At 36.5% G+C, this 20,187-nt stretch carries 19 protein-coding genes and 1 pseudogene; 7 read left to right on the forward strand and 13 right to left on the reverse strand.

Features of this window, described 5'->3' with window-relative positions:
• Position 1 precedes the first annotated feature (1 nt).
• Positions 2-598, reverse strand: coding sequence for a hypothetical protein (locus ADM90_RS19810; protein ID WP_053996620.1), 597 nt, complete (start codon positions 596-598; stop codon positions 2-4).
• A 72-nt stretch (positions 599-670) separates the two neighbouring features.
• Between ADM90_RS19810 and tnpA the strand changes: the two genes are divergently transcribed.
• Genes tnpA through tnpC form a run of 3 tightly spaced genes read left to right on the forward strand, consistent with a single transcriptional unit; the run spans position 671 to position 2,983 of the window.
• Positions 671-994 carry an IS66 family insertion sequence element accessory protein TnpA gene (gene tnpA, locus ADM90_RS19815; protein ID WP_053993084.1) on the forward strand — a complete coding sequence of 108 codons (324 nt, stop codon included), beginning with the start codon at positions 671-673 and terminating at the stop codon, positions 992-994.
• Entirely contained in the window at positions 984-1,340 is a 357-nt protein-coding gene (gene tnpB / locus ADM90_RS19820; protein WP_053994328.1) for an IS66 family insertion sequence element accessory protein TnpB, read from the forward strand. The genes tnpA and tnpB overlap by 11 nt, the downstream gene beginning before the upstream one ends.
• A 47-nt stretch (positions 1,341-1,387) precedes the next feature.
• Positions 1,388-2,983 (forward strand): IS66 family transposase, encoded by a 1,596-nt coding sequence (gene tnpC / locus ADM90_RS19825; protein ID WP_053996621.1) that lies wholly within the window; start codon positions 1,388-1,390, stop codon positions 2,981-2,983.
• A gap of 49 nt (positions 2,984-3,032) precedes the next feature.
• Here tnpC and ADM90_RS19830 read toward each other — a convergent pair whose 3' ends face one another.
• The 8 genes from ADM90_RS19830 to ADM90_RS19865 form a co-directional block, all read right to left on the reverse strand.
• On the reverse strand, positions 3,033-3,353 hold the full coding sequence (locus tag ADM90_RS19830) for a hypothetical protein (protein WP_053996622.1): 321 nt from the start codon (positions 3,351-3,353) through the stop codon (positions 3,033-3,035).
• Positions 3,338-3,580: a hypothetical protein gene (locus ADM90_RS19835; RefSeq protein ID WP_053996623.1), complete on the reverse strand. Its 243-nt coding sequence runs from the start codon at positions 3,578-3,580 to the stop codon at positions 3,338-3,340. Before ADM90_RS19835 ends, ADM90_RS19830 begins: the two co-directional genes overlap by 16 nt.
• 10 nt (positions 3,581-3,590) lie before the next feature.
• Positions 3,591-4,616 (reverse strand): 2,3-diaminopropionate biosynthesis protein SbnB, encoded by a 1,026-nt coding sequence (sbnB, locus tag ADM90_RS19840; protein ID WP_053996624.1) that lies wholly within the window; start codon positions 4,614-4,616, stop codon positions 3,591-3,593.
• Entirely contained in the window at positions 4,613-5,590 is a 978-nt protein-coding gene (sbnA, locus tag ADM90_RS19845; protein WP_053996625.1) for a 2,3-diaminopropionate biosynthesis protein SbnA, read from the reverse strand. The genes sbnB and sbnA overlap by 4 nt, the downstream gene beginning before the upstream one ends.
• Positions 5,591-5,620: 30 nt before the next feature.
• Positions 5,621-6,697, reverse strand: coding sequence for an ATP-grasp domain-containing protein (locus tag ADM90_RS19850; protein ID WP_161804096.1), 1,077 nt, complete (start codon positions 6,695-6,697; stop codon positions 5,621-5,623).
• Between the two features lie 114 nt (positions 6,698-6,811).
• A complete protein-coding gene (locus ADM90_RS19855; protein WP_053993818.1) occupies positions 6,812-8,242 on the reverse strand; it encodes an IS4 family transposase in 1,431 nt (476 codons plus the stop codon).
• 57 nt (positions 8,243-8,299) lie between these two features.
• Positions 8,300-8,506, reverse strand: coding sequence for a hypothetical protein (locus ADM90_RS19860; RefSeq protein WP_053996627.1), 207 nt, complete (start codon positions 8,504-8,506; stop codon positions 8,300-8,302).
• A 13-nt stretch (positions 8,507-8,519) separates the two neighbouring features.
• Positions 8,520-9,755, reverse strand: coding sequence for an ATP-grasp domain-containing protein (locus ADM90_RS19865; protein WP_053996628.1), 1,236 nt, complete (start codon positions 9,753-9,755; stop codon positions 8,520-8,522).
• Positions 9,756-9,993: 238 nt separating this feature from the next.
• On the opposite strand from ADM90_RS19865, the gene ADM90_RS19870 reads away from it, so the two are divergent.
• The 3 genes and pseudogenes from ADM90_RS19870 to ADM90_RS19880 form a co-directional block, all read left to right on the forward strand.
• On the forward strand, positions 9,994-11,094 hold the full coding sequence (locus ADM90_RS19870) for an amidohydrolase family protein (RefSeq protein ID WP_053996629.1): 1,101 nt from the start codon (positions 9,994-9,996) through the stop codon (positions 11,092-11,094).
• The gene (locus ADM90_RS19875) at positions 11,072-11,461 is read left to right on the forward strand and encodes a Rieske (2Fe-2S) protein (RefSeq protein ID WP_053996630.1); all 390 of its coding nucleotides are present in this window, start codon (positions 11,072-11,074) and stop codon (positions 11,459-11,461) included. The genes ADM90_RS19870 and ADM90_RS19875 overlap by 23 nt, the downstream gene beginning before the upstream one ends.
• 814 nt (positions 11,462-12,275) lie before the next feature.
• A pseudogene (locus tag ADM90_RS19880) lies at positions 12,276-12,551 on the forward strand (MDR family MFS transporter); the annotation flags it as partial.
• Positions 12,552-12,609: 58 nt separating this feature from the next.
• On the opposite strand, the gene ADM90_RS19885 reads toward ADM90_RS19880, so the two are convergent.
• The 4 genes from ADM90_RS19885 to asnB all read right to left on the reverse strand — a co-directional run bounded on the left by ADM90_RS19885 (position 12,610) and on the right by asnB (position 18,645).
• Entirely contained in the window at positions 12,610-14,106 is a 1,497-nt protein-coding gene (locus ADM90_RS19885) for a GGDEF domain-containing protein (protein WP_053996632.1), read from the reverse strand.
• Between the two features lie 154 nt (positions 14,107-14,260).
• Positions 14,261-14,974: a pseudouridine synthase gene (locus ADM90_RS19890; protein WP_053996633.1), complete on the reverse strand. Its 714-nt coding sequence runs from the start codon at positions 14,972-14,974 to the stop codon at positions 14,261-14,263.
• A gap of 10 nt (positions 14,975-14,984) precedes the next feature.
• Positions 14,985-16,598: a putative polysaccharide biosynthesis protein gene (locus ADM90_RS19895; protein WP_083448629.1), complete on the reverse strand. Its 1,614-nt coding sequence runs from the start codon at positions 16,596-16,598 to the stop codon at positions 14,985-14,987.
• Between the two features lie 199 nt (positions 16,599-16,797).
• Positions 16,798-18,645, reverse strand: coding sequence for an asparagine synthase (glutamine-hydrolyzing) (gene asnB, locus ADM90_RS19900; RefSeq protein WP_053996635.1), 1,848 nt, complete (start codon positions 18,643-18,645; stop codon positions 16,798-16,800).
• Positions 18,646-18,905: 260 nt separating this feature from the next.
• Between asnB and ADM90_RS19905 the strand changes: the two genes are divergently transcribed.
• Positions 18,906-20,156, forward strand: coding sequence for a BaiN/RdsA family NAD(P)/FAD-dependent oxidoreductase (locus tag ADM90_RS19905; protein WP_053996636.1), 1,251 nt, complete (start codon positions 18,906-18,908; stop codon positions 20,154-20,156).
• Positions 20,157-20,187: the final 31 nt, after the last annotated feature.

Genomic DNA, 20,187 nt, shown 5'->3' on the forward strand with positions numbered 1-20,187 from the left:
TTTATTTCATTATTTGATTTAACGCCTCAAGTAAAAAATAATCTCCCCATATTTGAGATTCTCCGGGTTTAGAAGTTATTCTTAAAGGCGTACTTGCATGTAATAAAATCCCTTGATGACTTTTTTTTGAAGAAAGGTAATCATTTGTAAGCAAAGTATTTAATATTGTTTTTCCTAAATTCAAATATTTTAGATCTTTCTCTACTTTTCCAAATTTGATAAAAGCAGAACATACGGCTGCAGCTGCAGAAGTATCCAAGATATCATCTTTATTTGCAAAAAGATCCCAATTAGGTATTAAATCCCATTTTGTCTGATTTATATATATATTTGTAACTTTATTAATCACTTCAAAGTAGGTATCGTTTTTACAAAAAGAGTATGCTTTTATTAACCCATAAATAGTCCAAGCATGCCCTCTTGACCATACTGTGTCATAATCTAAAGCGTTTTTATTATATATTGTTTGTAAAGTACCGGTTAACTGATCAACTTTGGCATATTCACATGTCCTACCGTCGGGTAATACCAATGTTCTTATACCATGATCAACGACTCTAGTCACTGCCGATATATATTTCGGCTCCGTAAGCGCCAAATACTACACACCTTCTAATAATTGCCGAGTTTTGTGATAATCACATTAACATCAATTGTTAGGAGGTTTTTTATGTCACCAGAGGAACGAAAACAGATGTGGCAAGAACGCATCGATGCCTGTAGATCCAGTGGAGTGCCAAGTGTAAAAGCTTGGTGTAAACAAAATCAAGTAGGTGTCCAAAGTATGTATAGCTGGATGAAACGATTGGATACTGAACCGACTCACGTCGCTTATCCTCTTACACAATGGGTTGCCATCGATTCATCCAATTCGATTGAAGAAACATCTACTTTAACAGTTAAGGTAGGAGATGTTTCAATTGAAATTAAAGAAGGCTTCAATCATGCACTTTTTAATGAAGTGCTTCAGGTTCTTCAGTCACATGTTAAGTAAAACACCCATTGAACGAGTCTATTTAGCGACGGGTTCAACAGATTTGCGAAAGTCGATCGATGGATTGGCAGCGATTGTTCAAATGAGTTTTCAACTGGATCCTTTCTCTTCCAATCTATTTGTCTTCTGTAATCGCAAACGAGATAAGTTAAAGATTCTCCATTGGGATCATAATGGGTTTTGGTTGTATTATCGCCGTCTTGAAAAAGGCATTTTTCAATGGCCAGACGAACAAACATCCAACCCTCAATGCATTAGTCCTCGCCAATTAAATTGGTTGCTTGATGGACTTCCATTAGAACAAAAACAAGCACATCAAAAAATGGATGCAAAATTTATCATTTAAAGAGAGTTGACAATCCATGTCACCTCTCTTTATGGTATTCTATTTTCATGGAAAAAAATACGCATGAACTACAAGATACAATTGAAGAACTCGCAGCAAAAAATGCGGATTTAGAAAAACAAAAAGAAGTCCTAGAGGCAAAAGTAAAATGGTTGGAAGAACAATTCCGACTAAGCCAACAAAAGAAATTCGGGACATCTAGTGAAAAAACAAATCCGGATCAAATCGAACTATCTCTTTTTAATGAAGCTGAAATCACAGCGGATGTAAAAGTGGAAGAACCTACGCTTGAAACGATTACGTATAATCGAAAGAAGTATGTAGGACAACGAGATGCGAAACTTGAAAACTTGCCTACGGAAACGATTCATTATCGTTTATCCGAAGAAGAGCAGGTCTGTTTGTGTTGCGGTGAAACTGTGCATGAAATGAGTACGGAAACGCGACGAGAATTAAGGATTATCCCTGCTCAAGTGAAAGTCGTGGAGCATATTCAACATATTTACAGCTGTCGTAAATGTGAACGTGAAGGAATCGAAACACCGATTGTCACAGCTAAAATGCCTGCGGCAGTTTTTCCAAAAAGTCTCGCTTCGCCTTCTTCAATGGCATATATCATGAATCAAAAATACGTAGAAGGAATGCCATTGTACCGAATTGAAAAACAATTTGAACGACTTGGTGTCTTTCTATCACGCCAAACGATTGCCAACTGGGTAATATATGGTTCAATGAAGTGGCTCTCACCGCTTTACAATCGCTTGCATGAGCTTCTACTTCAACTTGACCGTCTGCACGCAGACGAAACAACAGTTCAAGTTTTAGCAGAACCCGGAAAGGCTGCAAATTCCAAATCCTATATGTGGTTATACCGATCTGGCCGTGACATAACACCGATTGTTTTATACGATTACCAGACTTCGCGCCACAGTAAGCACCCAAAGGCATTTCTTAAGGGGTTTTCGGGATACCTTCATGTCGATGGTTATGCAGGATACCACGATTTGAAGAATGTGGAGTTAGTTGGATGTCTAGCTCACGCACGAAGAAAGTTCGATGAAACGCTCAAATCGTTGCCTGCCAATGTAGATAAATCTACAACTCTAGCGGCTGAAGGACTCCAATACTGTAATCAATTATTTAAAATTGAGAAACAGATAGATGAGGAAATCAAAAATTGTAGCCCAGAACAACGGAAAGAAGAACGTCAAAAACGCAGTCAACCCGTGTTGGATGCTTTTTTAGCATGGCTAAAATCAAAACGCCCTCAAGTTCCACCAAAAAGCAAACTAGGTGAAGCAATTAACTATAGTTTAAACCAATGGCCTAAACTTATTACCTTTATGAAAGATGGGCGTCTTGAAATAGATAATAATAGAGCGGAGCGTTCTATTAAACCATTCGTTATGGGAAGGAAATCGTGGCTGTTTTCCCAATCTATGAGAGGTGCAACTGCCAGTGCCATTATCTATAGCATTGTAGAAACTGCCAAAGAGAACCGGTTAAATCCCATGAGCTACTTAAACTATCTTTTTGAACAATTACCACAAATAGATCTAGATGATCAGGAAGCACTTGATCAGTTCCTTCCGTGGTCAAAAACCATTCCAAAGGAATGCCGTATTCCTGATAAAGTTAAGTAAAGAATACACCAATGCCCACCTGAAAAACTAGGTGGGCATTATTTTACGCTTACCTAGTCACTGCCGATATATATTTCGGCTCCCTTGTTTGGTCGTATGCCCATATCCATAAACCAATGTTCATAAAAGAATCTACTCCGGCATAACTTTCTCCGTTTTCAAGCCAATTACAAATTAAATAATTTCCTTCTTTTAAAGAGGCAAATAAAGAATTTGCTGCTTCAAGTGCCACCTTTTTGTATTCTTCTCGACCTGTAACGTCAAAAGCTAAAGCAAAAGAATAAAGCATTAGATATCCAATGTCTTGGAAATTACCATTTGACTTATATTTCTCAATACTCCAAATATACTTATCTATATATGATAGCAATTTTTTTCCTTTGTAATTCTATAAAGAAGTAACATTTCTCCAATAAAAAAACCATTTGCCCAACTATCTTTAAAAATCCACTTACCCTCTCGGGTGACAAATGGAAATCTTCCAGTTTTTAAAGTATTTTCACTTTCCACTAAAGAAATTAAATTATAAACTTTCTTATTAATTAGTCCGAGACTTTCTTTAATAATAGCTTCATTTTCATTAATTAAATTTAACATAGTTTATCCCCTACACACCGATCGGTTTTTCCCATAAAGATAAGGTCGTGCCTATTCCAAGATCTTTTGCACGTTTATAAATTGTATATGCACTCCCTATATCCTCTACAGACATTCCCATTGGGTTAAAGAAAATAATTTCATCTTCACTTATTCTTCCAGTTTTTTGTTTTAGAACAATCTCGCCTAATTCTGCATGAATATCCTGCTCGGAGATTAATTTCTGTTTATACATCTTATTTAAAACCTTATCTTTCCGATTACATTGTTCCCAGTCATCCACAATAATTTTATCAGCTTTCAGAATAACATCGAATTTCGGATCGTTAAGTGATACGTTTAAGAATAAAGAACCTTTTTTGATCCAGTCCCCTTCTATATATCCTTCTTCCGCTGTTGTAGATGTAATAATAATATCAGCATTTTGTAAAGCATCTTGAGCTGATTTAGCAATTATAATTTTCACTCCAATTTCCTTCTCCAATGTATTAGACCAATGAATCGCCCTTTCTTTATTTAGATCATAAACCTTTATTTCATTAATTTCTGGAATGACATTATGTACAGCCTTCACTTGCATTTTACCGATAATACCGGCACCTATAATGCCAATCTTTCTTGAATTTTCCCTTGCTAAATACTTTGTAGCTACACCTGAAACAGCAGCTGTTCGCATTAGATTTATAAGAGTAGCATCCATAACCGCGACGGGAATCCCTTTTTCTGAATCATTTAAAATAATTACTCCGGATGCTCTTGGGAGATTATACTTTACAGGATTTTGGGAAGCACTTGATATCCACTTTATCCCTGAGATATCGAAATCTCCACCAACATAACTGGGCATAGCAATTATTCTATCTGCAACATGTGTTTGTTCTTTTCTTTTTAAATAAGGTTTAAGGGGTTGAACAAAATCCCCTTTAGCATGAGTACCAAGTATTTTTTCAAGAGTATCAATAAAAATGTTAAAATCTAATCCACCTGCTTTAATTATGTCTTCTTGTGATAGATATAAAAAATCTACTCTATTCATACTACAGTTAACCCCTTCCCCTTCAAAAATATCCCATTTCTTTCTAACCACTCATTTGAAAAAATTGTGTTAAAGTACCGATCTCCTCTATCAGGAGAAATAACTAAAATTTTTTCACTTTTATTAAGCCGTCTTGAAAGTTCTAGAGCAGCATGAACAGCTGAGCCTGTTGATCCCCCCACAAGTAATCCCTCCTCCATAGCTAACCTTCTTGTCATGTAAAAGGCGTTTTCATCATCAACATGCTCAACTTGATCATATAATTCAGGACGAACGTTTTGAGGTACGATAGCAGCCCCTATACCCGTTTGCAGTCTTTTACCTGGTTGCGTTCCAAATGTTACTGAACCAACCGCATCTACAGCTAAAACTTTCAAATCTTTAATTAATTTTTTAAGTCCGAGTGCGCAACCTGTAGCTAAACCAGCTGTTCCTACCGGGGCTACTAGCCAATTTAAATCTCCTTGAAAATCATTGAATATTTCTAAAGCTGTATTTTCCTCATGAGCTTTCGGATTATTATAATTATTATATTGATTAGGCCAAAAACAATTATTAATTTCTTCAGAGAGTCTTTTTGCAGTTTCTATTCTTTTCTTTAAGTAATTGCCTTCAGAGTCTGGTTCATTAACCATATAAACTTCTCCACCATAGGCTTTAATTAAACTTAAATTAACGTGGGAGATTTTAGGATCCACTACTGCAATCATTCGATAGCCTTTTTGCTTTGACATAATCGCCAAACCAATCGCTAAATTACCCGATGAAGACTCAATAATGGTACCCCCTTTTTCTAATTTACCTTCAACTTCAGCATTCTCAATTATTGCTTTAGCTACCCTGTCTTTCATACTTCCTCCGGGATTATACCCTTCTAATTTTAAAAAGATTTGAGCAGAATCTAATCCGGTTATATTTTTTAATTTAACAATCGGCGTACTCCCAATTAGCTCCAGTACATCATAATAAATCAATTATTAACCTCCTAAAAATTATATTTTTATCTAAACTAATTTAAATTGTATATTTTTCTCAATTTTTTTAATAATTTCTTCAACTTCATTTACACTATCTCCTTGAACCATATAAAAACCGATTCGATCCCATGAGCTAGTGATTTCTGATAACTTCTGACCTGGCTCTACTGATATATCATATTTTATAATGTTTGGCAGTTTTTTTAAGAAATCCAACCCTTTGACGTATTTTAGCTCCCCTGACCCAGGGTTAAAAAACCTTATTGCTGCCCAAAATTTAGCATGATGAGTAATATCAGTATCATCTTTTCCAATAAGAATGCTTAAATATGCTTCAAAAAAATTAAAATGGTAAGCTTCGCTAATAAGGTCAGTTATATTGTCGCCTGGAGCTCTTCCTGCACATTCAATCAATTTAGGACCTTCCTTAGTAACAATCCACTCTGAATGCAATATACCGTCAGAAACTTCTAATCCTTTGGCTAAATATTTCTTTAGTTCTATTAATCTCTCTCTAGTTTCTTCGTTTATTGTTGCGGGTACAGTATGACCGAGTTCAACAAAATAATCTGAGCTAGTTGTTATTTTATTGGTTACATTTTGAAAAACAACTTCCCCTTTACGAACGAACGTTTCTACACTAATCTCATAACCTTCTAAAAATTCTTCTATTTGATATTCCCAATTGAAGGAACGGTCTGTAACTAAAACTCCTTTCTCGCTAGCATTTATTGTTTTATTCCAAGTCTCTTTAATCTCGCTAGTTTTTTTTACCTTTACTACACCTACACTAGCCTGTCTATTAGAAGGCTTTAAAACATAAGGAAATTGCATTTTAGCAGATTCTAATTCAGTTAAACTACTAATTTTTTGATACAGAGGTTGAGGAATACCGATTTCTTCTCCCTTTTTCCTTAGTTCAAATTTATTCGTTAAACACTTTGCTGCTGTATCTCCTAATCTAGGTAAATTTAGTTTTTTAGCAATTTCATTGACACAGGATACAGCATATTCCCTTCCTGGCATTACTGCATCAATTTTTATTTTTTTAGATAAATTAACAGCTTCATTCATACAATCCAAAGATTGTTGATATTCCCCCATCCCCATCAATCTAACAACGTAACTAGCTAGATTCGAATCGTTTCTTTCTGATAACTAACCAGTGCACGAAAAACAAGCATGCCAAATAAGCCTCGAAAAAAGCGTTTTTTTTCGCTAGGCAGCTTGTCTAGGCTTCACCGTCGTTTCATACACAACACCTAAAATATCAAAGACCGTCATCTTTTTAGCTCGATGACACTTCCGACCGTTCTTTGAGAGTAGCTGATACAAGCGATGCAAAATTTTTACCAGTTCTTCTGCACCGGCTGCCATCGCTCGGAAGAATAACGGAAAGTAATCTTTAATCATATAAATCGCCTTGTATTCACTCAGCTCCTGCTTTTTCTTTTCGAGCAGGAGCTGTCGCATTTGAAACATCGTCGAAGAACACAGGAGAATGGCAATGAGCTGTCCGTATAAATGGCATTCTAAGCGTTCTCTTTTCATCGTTTTACAGGCATGAATTTCAAAAAAAGACTTCCACGTTTTAAATAAAATTTCAATCTGCCAGCGAAGCGAATACAGGGCATGCACGTCCTTCGTTGGGACTTCTTTAGGTGATGTGTTCGTGATGTAGACGTTCATGCCCATTAAGCGTTTACTTTTCTCCTTCATGACAATGCCCTTCTTCTTTTCACGAATGGCTTGGTTTTTCAAGCGTGTTTGCGTTTGGTCGTCGGTTAAACGATGCATAATGACACGTGCTGGTAGCTTTTGATTTTGCCCAATGTAAGCCTCCTGAATTTCAATTGTTTCACCAGGCGTAAGTTCAGCCATCATTTGTGCCATATCGAGTTGAATATATTCGGTATGCTTTTTCAACGTCCCATTTTTGAACGTTTCTGGCGCAGGGTTCTTGATATAAATCCGTGTATTGAGCTTCAGCCGTGAGATATAGTACGCCTTTTTCTCATGAATGACCTGTAAGTCGCCTAAATCGAAGTAGCCAAGATCGCGCAGGCATACATCGCCGGCCTCGACCGTTTGAAGACAGATGGTTCCGTACGTTTTATCATTGTTTTTTCCTGGTCCAACATGTACGTTCAGAAATTGACCACTGAGTAAGTCGTATTCCAATTGGATTTTTACACCCGCCGTGTTACTACTGCCACCCGATCCTTGATACTCACGAGCGAACGCATCTGGCAGTTGAAACACGGTCGCATCTAAAATACGGATTCGCTTAAACCGAGACATCAAGGTGTCGGGGAGTGATTGGTTGGCACAGAGCTTTTGTGCAAGCAGCGTGCGAAAGACCTCTCTAAGATAAGCGACAGCTGCCTGGTTAAAGCGTTGATTCAAACCTTCTGCACTCATCAATACGCCAGTTGAAGCTTCTAGCCGACTACACAATTGTGTAAGGGATGTACTGCCAATTTCCTGACTCAACCAGACACAAAGGGCAATGAGTTCACTCGCTTGATACTTACTCGCGCGCTTTACAAAGCCAACGCGTTTCGCAATGTCTTTTAGCACGGTTGGAGATAAACACGCACGTAACTCTTGTGCAAAAAGATTCAGTTCATTGGATAGGATTCGATTCATCAAAAACGCCATCCTTTCTTGTAAACTACTGCTGTTAAAGAAAGAATAACGTTTTTTTCATTTTTGGGGTATTGATGTGCTTAGCTTGATGGATATGTGATATTCCCCGAATAAAGTTTTTTTCAAAATAGGAGAACAAAAATCTATATAATTTTTTTCGAACAATTCCCTTTCTTCGATTACATATAAATTAAGATTATACTTTGTTTTTTCAAGTGCTTTTATAATTCTCGGATTAAATCCCACCAGTAAAGCATTTAACATAATAACTCCACTCCTAAACAATCATAAATTCAACATTCTTATTTATATCTTGTACTATTTGTTTTAACTCCTCATGTGTTTTTGCTTTAACAAGAAAATATCCCAGTCTATTCCAGGAATTGGTGATTTCCTTTATTTCATCACCTTCTTTTACATTAAAATTATAACTAACAACGCTAGGATGATTAGCTAAATAGCTTTTCCCTCTTATTTCGATCAATCTTCCTTTTTTTAACTCAAAATAATTAATGGAACTAATGTATGTGTTTTTTCCGGGATTTTCTATTTCCTTATTTAATAAAGATTTTAAATATGCTTCATAAATATTAAATTTATAAGACTCATAAATTAATTCAGGAATCATGTCTCCAGGTGCCCTTCCTGCACATTCTATTAAGTAAGCACCTGACTCGTTAATTTTCCATTCTGAATGCAATAATCCAAAACCAACATCCAAATTTTTAATTAATTCGTTCTTCGATTTAATCAATTGCGAATACTGGCTAAAGGGAATATCTGCTGGTACAATATGACCTGTTTCAGCGAAGTATTTACTATTGCTGTTATGAATTGTCTTTTTTAAAGTTACATTGTGAAAAACAGAATTGTTATCTTTCACAATTGATTCGACAGAAACCTCAATTCCATCAATAAATTCCTCTGCAATATACTCCCATTGTAGTTCTCTCGAATGAACAACAACTTTATTATCTTCAATTGAATTTTTTGATTCTACCCACGCGCTGTGTAAATCTTCCTCTTTGTTAATAAATATCACGCCCATTGATGCTTGCCTATTAGCAGGTTTTAAAACAATAGGAGTACCCGTAAAAAATGTGCATAAATCGTTTAAAGTATTAATTTGTGAAAATTTTGGCTGAAGAATATTTAAATTAGAACAAAGGCGTCGTAAGTTAAGTTTATTAGTGAATCCATCAATCGCTTTAGTCCCACTAGTTTTCAAACCAATACTTTTTGCAAACAAATGTGCAGCGTGAACACTATACTCAGACCCGGGAACAACAGCATCAAATTTTACTGTCTTGTACCAATCATTTAATACATCAATAAATTGGATATTTTGTTGATAATTACCTGTTCTTAATTCAGTTATCATACTATTACTGTACTTTTCAGGATTAGCTTCTACTATTTCATCTTCCTCCAAAACATAAACATTAATTTTCTCAGGATACCCCTTCAGAAAATTCAGAAATGAACGATTGACTGAAATCATTAATAAGTTCAAGATTAAAATCCTCCAAATTAACTCTTTAACAATTTACTAAAACTGCCATATTTAAACTTTAATATAAAAAGTTCAAAAAACATAAGGGTAAATAAACCTGTTTTTTGTGATCAATTTATACATTCATTAAAAAATATGGTTAATTTTTCTTATTTATAAAAAAACACTAGTATTTTACATTTAGTTTATATTATTCTTTAATTTGATAATATAACTAAATTTAGGAGTTGAGTGAATTATGAAATTGCCACAAATAATTGATACAGATATCCATCCTATGCCAAAAAGTGAAGATGAAATAAAATCTTATATTCCAATGCCTTACAGAAGGAGATACACATTTGACAGTTATAAATATTATAGTCAACCGGTTCAAGAATCTCGGTTAGATGTAAAAATATCTGGTAATGATTGGATTGCCTCTAATCCTGATATTGTAATGGAAGAACATATGGACAGATATAATGTAGAATATGGAATTCTTTTACCCCGTGCATTTGTAAGCTCTAATCCGTTTATAGACATGGCAAATAATATTTGTATCGGTTTTAATGACTGGCTTATGGACAAATGGTTAGAAAAAAACAACAAACAAGGTAGATTTAAAGGATCTATCCTAGTGAATCCGCAAGACCCGATCGCAGCTGCTAAGGAAATCGAAAGATGCGCCAATCATCCACACATGGTACAGGTGATGGTAGACTCTGGTTCAAGAGCTCCTTTTGGTCATAGGCAGTTTTATCCGATATATGAAATGTGCGAAAAATATGATTTACCTTTTGCACTTCATCCAGGTACCGATGGCGTTGGGATAAACGATTCTAACACCTTAGGATATCCTGCATCTTTTATTGAGTATCATACGCTACTTTGCACTGGCTATATGTCGCATTTAGTTAGTTTTATTACAGAAGGCGTTTTTGAAAGATTTCCGAGATTAAAAGTTGTGCTAGTTGAAGGCGGAGTTTCCTGGATCCCTCCTGTGTTGTGGCGTTTGGATGCTGAATACAAAGCTCTACGTGAAGAAGTACCATGGATGAAAAAGAGACCTTTTGAATACTTCACTGAAAATGTAAGAGTTACAACACAGCCGTTAGAAGTACCCGACAACAAACAGCATATGTGGACTATGCTTGAAGCTCTTGATGCTCAAAATACTTTAATGTTTTCTAGTGATTATTCCCATTGGGATTTTGACGCTCCTGATTATATAATGCGCTCAATTCCAAAACATTTAATTGATCCTGTTTTCTCCGAAACTGCAAGAAGATTATATAAACTTCCTAACAAAGACTTAAACTTAGAAGGAGAAAAAAGTGAAACCCTACAAAGTTTGTAAAGTAGAAGATTTAAAATCTGGCGAAAGAAAGTTATTGACCATCGAAGGAAGAAACATAGGATTATTTAACGTAAAAGGAAAATATACAGCAATTAAAAATTCATGTCCTCATCAAGGAGCCCCTTTATGCGAAGGCAGAGTAGAGGGCATGACAGTGGTTAAAAAAAACAGAGAACTCGAATATATAAGAGATGGTGAAATTCTGAGATGTCCATGGCACGGTTGGGAATTTGATTTATTAAACGGTAACTCCATTTTTAACCCATTAAAATGCCGAACAAAAGCTTATAAGGTTACCATCGAGAAAGATCCAGTTGAAACTTATCCTGTTACAATTGAAAATGAATATATCTTTGTTCATATATAGGAAAGGTAAAGTGTAAAAAATTAAAAACAACTTTATGTAAAATTTAAAAATATACACCAATTGTACATACATGAGAAACATACAGCAAGCCGCTTGTTTAAAGTTAAATCAAAATTAGTTTCTGATAACTATATTTTGAATCCAGTCTTAGTTAAAGAACTTCCGGATTCAAAATATCTAGTTTTAGATGAGCACACAGAGTAGAAACATTAAAATTTTAGGTTATAAAAATATTTTCATATAGATTTTTAATGATTTGGATATTCCAGGATAACATCCAACTGAACCGAAAGAAATCACTTCATGAAGCCGTCCGATAGGCACCAATGTGACCGCTGATTTTACTTGCAAGCTCGGAACATCACAAAAAAAGACAGAAAATAGCATCGCGTTGTGCAGTTCTTGGATTATGAAGGTAGAAGATTTAGCGTCATCATAAGCCTGATGGGCATGACAGCAGAGGAAATTGCCGATATGCACAAATCACATTGAATAATCGAGTCCTTCTTTCGTTGGATAAAGCAGAATCTGAATGTACCAGTTCTATTCAGCACGACCAAAAACGTGGTGTTCAATCTGCTGTTCGCAGCATTGATCGTATACTTTCTACTCAAATATCTTCATGCGCAAGGACACAAAGGAACATACTGTAAACCCTTGTCATTCGCAGGCTTTCTCTGCCTACTTCTTTATGATGAAGTGCCGATTGAATGGGGTTTAGAAATCAAGGAGTTAGTGGAATGGCTGTAGAGTCTAACAATGGGTAGGCTTTATAATTTTGGTTAATCAACACGCGTGACTATTTGGATTTGCCAATAATTATGTACTCTATATTATAGCAATGATTATTTTTACAATCGGCGAAATCTTCGCCTTTCCAACAATGAATGTGATGATTGATGAAATTGCACCTGATACACAAAAAGCCACTTATCTAGGAGCTGCACAGTTTAGAAATTTAGGAGGCTTTCTTGGTCCTATTATTGGTGGATGGCTATTAACCCATTATACGGATGCGCTGTTTCCGATTATCGCTATCCTTGTACTGTGCAGTTGCTTATTTTATAGAGCAAAAAAGGTTGTCCATTAAAAAAAGCTCCACTTCTATTGGATTAGTCATATAACGATCCGTAGAATGGAGCTTTCTATTATTCTTTGGTGGCAGCGACTTCTGCATAGCTAGAATATTGGTCTTTTCCAGCATGTTTAGATTGATAGAGTGCGTGATCTGCCCGTTTAAAAAGAGTTGTTTCCGTATCTTCACGATGATAAACAGCACCGCCCAAGCTGACCGATAATACAGACCATTGCTTACCTCTATATCGAGCTGCTCGTATTTGTGTTAAAATGGCATTGGCGATTTGCTGCATATGAAGCTCTGTCGTATCATACAGAACAACGGCAAATTCATCTCCTCCAAACCGTACGACAAAGCCATTGTTTTTTACTACCTGCTTTAAAATTCTAGCTGTTTCAATCAGGATCGTATCCCCTTCGACATGGCCAAATTGATCATTGACTTGTTTAAAGTTATCTAAATCTACCAACAATAATCCTGGTGTCTTGTTTTTCTGTTTTCTTATTAATTTATCAAACTTTCTGAGATAAGTTGCTCGATTATAAACACCTGTTAACGGATCAAACGTGGCAAGCTGCATCGTTTTGGATAAAATTTTATTAATCACTAATAGCATGATAAAGGAGGTTAACAAAGCAATCGTCAGTGTAAACCAAAATTGCTGCGTGTTTTTTTGAAGCGCCTCCAATTTTGTAAAATTACCATACTTTACATAGACAATTCTTTTGGAGGACTCCCCTCTTACCGCTTCCGCTTCATAGGGTAAAAAAAGATGTGTTTCGGTAAGACCATGATCCAAGGTCTTTTGATATTCAACAGGCTTCATCTTTTTTAACGCAAGCCCAAAATACTGCTGAAACAGCTCTGATTGATCCTGCACTGTAATTCTTTTAGCCTTAGAATTACTAAAAAATACACCACCTGCATTAATCGTTTGAATATCCATTAAATCGGTGTATTTTCCTATTAAATAATTTGCAGTTTTTTCAAAATTAAAGGTTTGAAAGATGGGATCATCCAATAAATTCATCCCAAGCTCTAGTATATATTTTTTATCGTGCGTGGCGAGATAGCCATACTTTCGGTATTCTCCAGTAGTTGTTGAAATATCGATGCCATCTGTATAAAATTCACCACTAGCACGTCGCTCATCCAATAATGTAGAAAAACGTTGACAGCATTTAGCAAAGCTCAAGCCTAGATCCTTGTAAAATGTTGTGTAAACGACCGTATTCGTTTGATCTAATATGTATATATCCATTCCAATGCTATCTTTTATTTGTTCTAGGTCCCAAGTAGCAATGTTCGGGTTCTCTCGATAGTAGGTGGCTAATTTTCTCAGTTCCTGCTCTAACTTATCTGAGCTATTTTCATCAAAATAAAACTGTGCTGAATCTACCGCTTGCATATCTGTCAAAATATGACTTTCAATTAAGCCTCGATTAATAGCCATTTGTTTTTCTATATCTGCTACTAATATTTGCCTGTTTACATATGAAACAACAGCCACAAGTATAACTGCAAAAGTTATTAAAGATAGTAATAATTTAATACGTAGGTTTTTCATTATCATTGTCCTCTATTTACTTTCGCCATCATTTTTTAGAAACTGGTTTCTTCTATGGCTATACCACCATAACATATTTTATATTATACAGTGACTCTTCATATACTGTATACAAAAAATCCCTCGATGCTAATCAGATAGCATCGAGGAACTGTTACTGTTGACTTTGTAGATGATCTAGCTCTTCTGGCGTTAACGCTCGATATTCACCTAATGCTAGACTGTCATCTAATGTTAGAGATCCCATCGATAGACGCTTTAGGTATGTTACATGCTTGCCAACAGCCTCAAACATGCGCTTAACCTGATGAAACTTTCCTTCCTGTATCGTAAGCTCGATTTCCGATTGCTGGGCAGACCTTAAAATGACGAGCTTGCCTGGCTTTGTTAGATAACCATCATCTAGCTCGACGCCAGCAGCAAATTTCTCAGCGTCCTCTGCTGTTACTACACCATCAATCTGCGCATAATAAACCTTTGGTACATGCTTTTTCGGTGATAATAAATTATGCGCTAATACGCCATCGTTGGTTAATAATAATAAGCCTTCCGTATCTTTATCTAGTCGCCCAACAGGAAAAGGTTGAAAATGCTGGTGTAAAGGCTCTAATAAATCAATCACCGTTTCCTCTCGTAAATCTTCTGTTGCAGAAATAACACCTGGTGGTTTATTCATCATAAAATAAACAAACTCTGTATAAACAACATGCTCTCCATAGACAGCAACAACCTGCTTATCAGGATCTACATGTAATGCTGCATCCTTCACATAATCATCATCTACGGTTACAGCTTTTTGTTTTAACAGCTGCTTTACTTCCTTACGAGAACCATAGCCCATATTTGCTAGTAATTTATCTAAACGCACCGTACCACTCCTATTTAATTCCCAGTTTGCTTGTAATGCGTGTTAATCGTTCACCCAGTAATTTTTGTGCTAGTCCTAAACGCAATGACAGGAAGCCATACACGACTATACCGACACCTGCACAAATAATAGAAACTAATAATGCCGAAAGTTTACTATCAACAGGTCCCATTGTTACTTCCAATAGCTTGTGTACAAGCAACACATTAATAGCCATTGTGATTGTTAAGAGAACAATTAATGCTACGCGGCGCACCACTACGTCGGATCGATAATTCAACGTTTGGCGTAGCACTAATATATTAATTAGTATAGATACACTATAGCCTATAGCTGTTGCAACAATCGCACCATCTGCCTCTAACCAACGGATTAATGGAATATTTAGCGCTAGCTTCACCAAAATTCCTGATAGTAAGCTAAGCACAATCCACTTTTGAAAGTCAATGCCTTGTAGCAAAGCTGCTGTGACTTGGAATAAGGCAAATAAAATTGCCACAGGTGCATAATGCGCTAAAATGGTAGCACCCATTTCACTTTCAGAATACAGCATAAAGTAAATTTCATTGGCTAATAGTGAAATACCTGCTACCGCTGGCAATGTAATAAAAATTAAAATTTGATACGTTTTATCCATTGCATGACGTAATGCTAAATACTCACCTTGCGTAAAGTACTTAGTGATAGTTGGAACAAGTGCCATCGAGAAGCCTGTTGCTAGCATAACAGGAATAATCACAACCTTATGGGTCATAAAGTTGATCATTGATAAATAAGTATCTGTTACCTCTGCTAATCCAATAGACGTCATAGCTCCGTTAAACGTCAGCATATCAACTAATTGGAATAATGGATTGGCTACCCCGACAAATACCATTGGAATCGAATAGGTAATCACTTCTTTATAAATATTGGATATTGGTAGCTGTGTAGAAGTCACACTTTGGCTACGTAATAAGTTAAATTCAGGCTGATATTTTTTCCAGTAATAATAAAGAACACCTAATCCACCGATTGCCCCGATAAATGCAGCAAACACAGCAAAGGAGATGGCTGTCTCTGGTTTTCCTTTAAACACAATAACCACTAGGAACGATCCACCAAGTAACACAACAATTCGCACAATTTGTTCCACCAATTGGGAAACGGCGGTAGGCTCCATTTTGTCGTAACCTTGGAAGAAGCCACGCCATAGACTCATAAATGGTACTACGATTAAGGCAAAGCTAACCCATCGTATTACTGAAGCAATCTGTTCAACTGTAAAGACCTGCTCCTCACTCTTAATAACTAGCCCTGCTATTGGGGTTGCAAGTAGAAAGAGGGCAATAAATGCTGCAAAGCCTGTCGCCATCATAATCAGTATGCCGGATTTCATCAGCTTGCGACCTGATTGATAATCCCCCATTGCATTATATTTGGAAACAAATTTAGAGACGGCTATTGGCGCACCAGAAATGGCGATTGCCAGCATAATCGAGTAGGGAATGTATGCATATTGGTAAAGCGCAATGTTCTTCTCGCCGACAATTGCATAAAACGGAAAAATATAAATTAATCCGAGTACCTTCGATAAAAACATCCCCATTGTTAATATCGCAGTACCTTTCATTAAATTGGACATCATACCCATCCATTCATTGTAAAATCAATATTCTTATCGTAACATTTTTACATCGTTCTGTGATAAGTAAACCAATTGTAATCTTACCATAATTTTAGAAAATGGAACCTATAAATCGTTGAAAAAGTTTACTGCAAAAAAGGGCTTAAAATAATCGGTGAGGATTATGACAATCCCCACCGATTACAGTGCCTCACTATTACATGTCCACAAAGAACTTTTTATACCACACTAAAAATACATAGGCTGTCCAAATATAACGCGCACGGTTTGCCTTCCCTGTATAATGCTCATCTAAATAGCTCACTAATTGTTGTGTTTCGAAGAACTCATTGGCAAAGTCAGTTGTAAACATTTCTTTAACCATACTGTAGTATTTTTCTTCGCGCAACCAGTGACGAATCGGTACCGGGAATCCAAGCTTAGGACGCTTTGCCCATTCCTCTGGTAATTCTTGATGTGCAGCCTGACGTAGTACATATTTTGTATCGATATCATTGACACGGTATCTCGATGGAATATTTTTTGCTAATTCCATCACTTCTTTATCTAAAAATGGTACACGTAGCTCAATAGAATGTGCCATACTCATTTTATCTGCCTTTAATAAAATATCGCCGGGCATCCAAAGATTTAAATCTAAGTATTGCATTTTTGTCACATCGTCATCACCTGGTACTTCATCATAAATACGCTTGGTAATCGATTTAACAGATGGTGCATTTTTATAATCTGGCTTTAACACATGAATAGCGTCTACTTCATCCCATACAACCGCTTCCCCTATAAAACGTTCCTCTACAGTTTGACCACCTTTAACAAGGAAGTTTGTATAAGAGTTTTTCGGTAGCGCCTCTGCCATACTGCTTAGCTTTTTTCGAAGACCAAATGGAAGCTTTTCATATTTTTGCATTTTCCCTGAGTTTTGATACCAAGAATAGCCACCAAAAATTTCATCAGCGCCTTCACCTGATAGCACGACTGTTACATCCTTAGAGGCAAGCTCAGATAAGAAGTAAAGTGGCACAGAGGATGGGTTGGACTGAGGCTCATCCATATGCCATTGAATTGTTGGTAAAGCCTCAAAGCATTCATCTGCTGTAATATATTTACGTTCATTTTGAATATTTAATTCATCTGATAATGCTTTAGCATGATGTGTTTCATTAAACATATCCTCATAGTCTGCAAAGCCAACTGAAAAGGACTTATCAGGACGTAATAAGGATGTAATATAACTTGAATCAATCCCACCTGAGAGGAATGAACCAACCTTTACGTCACTAATTTTATGCGCCTCCACAGATTCTTTAACAGTTGAACGGATATCTGTAATATATTTGTCAATTGGCGCTTCTTGTGCATGGAATTTTTTATCCCAATATTGGACAAGCTGCTTTTGACCATTTTGAATCAGCATATAGTGAGCTGGTGGCAATTTAAAAACGCCTTTAAAGAATGTTTCATCCATTGAAGAATATTGGAATGTTAAATAAGGACGCAATGCCTTTTTATTTAATTCTTTAATAAAGGAAGGGTGCGGTAAAAATGATTTAATTTCCGACCCGAAAATAAATGTGCCGTCTGTTGTATGCTCAGAGTAATACAATGGTTTAATGCCAAAGCCATCACGCGCAATAAACTGTAGATCATTCTTTTTATCCCAAATACAGAAGGCAAACATCCCACGTAGCTTTTTCACAAAATCTACACCATATTCAACATAGCCATAAATAAGAACTTCACTATCTGACTGTGTTTTAAATGTATGACCTTTTTCAATCAGGTCTGCACGCAGCTCCTGAAAGTTAAAAATTTCTCCATTAAAAACAAGCACAATATTGCCGTCTTCACTATATAATGGTTGATTCGCTACCTCTGATAAATCAATAATACTTAATCGACGGAAACCTAATGTTACTTTATCGTCACTATGAATACCACCGCTATCTGGTCCGCGGTGAATAATTGTATTCATCATATTTTCTATTGTTTGATGATGATCAATCACATTTGTTCCATTAATATAACCTATAAATCCGCACATTCTATTTTTCACCTCATAATTTAGTGCATAACCTTTACCATAATAGCACGAAAAGACATTTATTTCATGCTAGCAATCCAATTGTATAACAAATTGTTTGTGTTTCATTGTACTATAAATGTCTCTTTACATTAAGAGAAGAGATAAAGAATTATAAAGTACTTTTCTATTCTTTTCAATGTGAAAGAAGCCCCCTCCTCTATAGACTTCATGTATAATAGGAAAGGTTCCTAATTTACACAGAAAGTGAGTTTCTAACTATGTATGACGTAATTGTAATCGGTGGTGGCCCTTCTGGTTTAATGGCGGCGATTGCTGCTGGCGAGCGTAACAAGAAGGTTTTGCTGCTAGAAAAAGGCGCAAAGCTTGGCAAGAAATTAGCCATTTCTGGCGGTGGGCGCTGTAATGTAACAAATCGTTTGCCTGTTGAAGAAATCGTCAAGCATATCCCTGGCAATGGTCGTTTTCTCTATAGTCCATTTACAGTTTATAATAATGAAGATATTATCGCATTTTTTGAAGGGCTTGGTGTGGCTCTAAAGGAAGAGGATCATGGACGTATGTTCCCTCTATCTAACCGTGCACAAGATGTTGTGGATGCATTAATTCGTCAGCTTCAGCATCTGCATGTCGAGGTTCGTTTGCATACAGCCGTTAGTAAGCTTGTAATGGATGATGAAAAAATTTTAGGTGTGCGGCTTGCAGATGGCTCAGAAATTCGTAGCCAAGCAGTCATCGTGGCTGTTGGCGGGAAAGCTGTACCACAGACAGGCTCAACAGGCGATGGTTACCCTTGGGCAGAACGTGCGGGCCATACCGTAACAACATTATTTCCAACAGAGGTCCCTGTACTCTCGAAGGAGGATTTTATTCAAGCGCGTGAGCTACAAGGGCTAGCATTACGTGATGTCGCTGTTTCTGTTTTGAACAAAAAAGGCAAGGTGCTTGTTACCCATCAAATGGATATGCTGTTTACCCATTTTGGTTTAAGCGGACCTGCTGTTTTACGCTGTAGTCAATTTGTCGTAAAGGAATTAATGAAAACAGGCTATGAGCCCGTGATGATGCGTATTCAAACGCTTGTTGATCATAATGAAGAAACTTGCCTGCAATCCTTAAACAAACTGATAAAGGACGATCCAAAAAAGGCTGTAAAAAATGTGTGGAAAGGTATTGCTCCTGAACGCTGGCTATTATTTTTATGTCAGCGCGCAAAAATTGATGTGCAAATGACGGGTACTGAAGTGTCCCAAGAAAAAATACGTCAATTGGCACGCCTTCTTGTCAACTTTACATTCACCGTTAGCGGTACACAATCTCTCGATAAGGCTTTTGTAACAGGTGGTGGCATCTCTGTCAAAGAAATCGAGCCGAAAACAATGGCTTCTAAGAAAAAGAAAGGCTTGTTCTTCTGTGGTGAAATCCTTGATATTCATGGTTATACAGGCGGCTATAATATCACCTCCGCTCTTGTGACAGGAAGAATTGCAGGTATGCATGCAGCGTTATAATAAATAAGCGTGTCCTAAAAATAATGGACAC

Source organism: Lysinibacillus macroides (genome assembly GCF_001281525.1).
Classification (GTDB): domain Bacteria; phylum Bacillota; class Bacilli; order Bacillales_A; family Planococcaceae; genus Lysinibacillus; species Lysinibacillus macroides.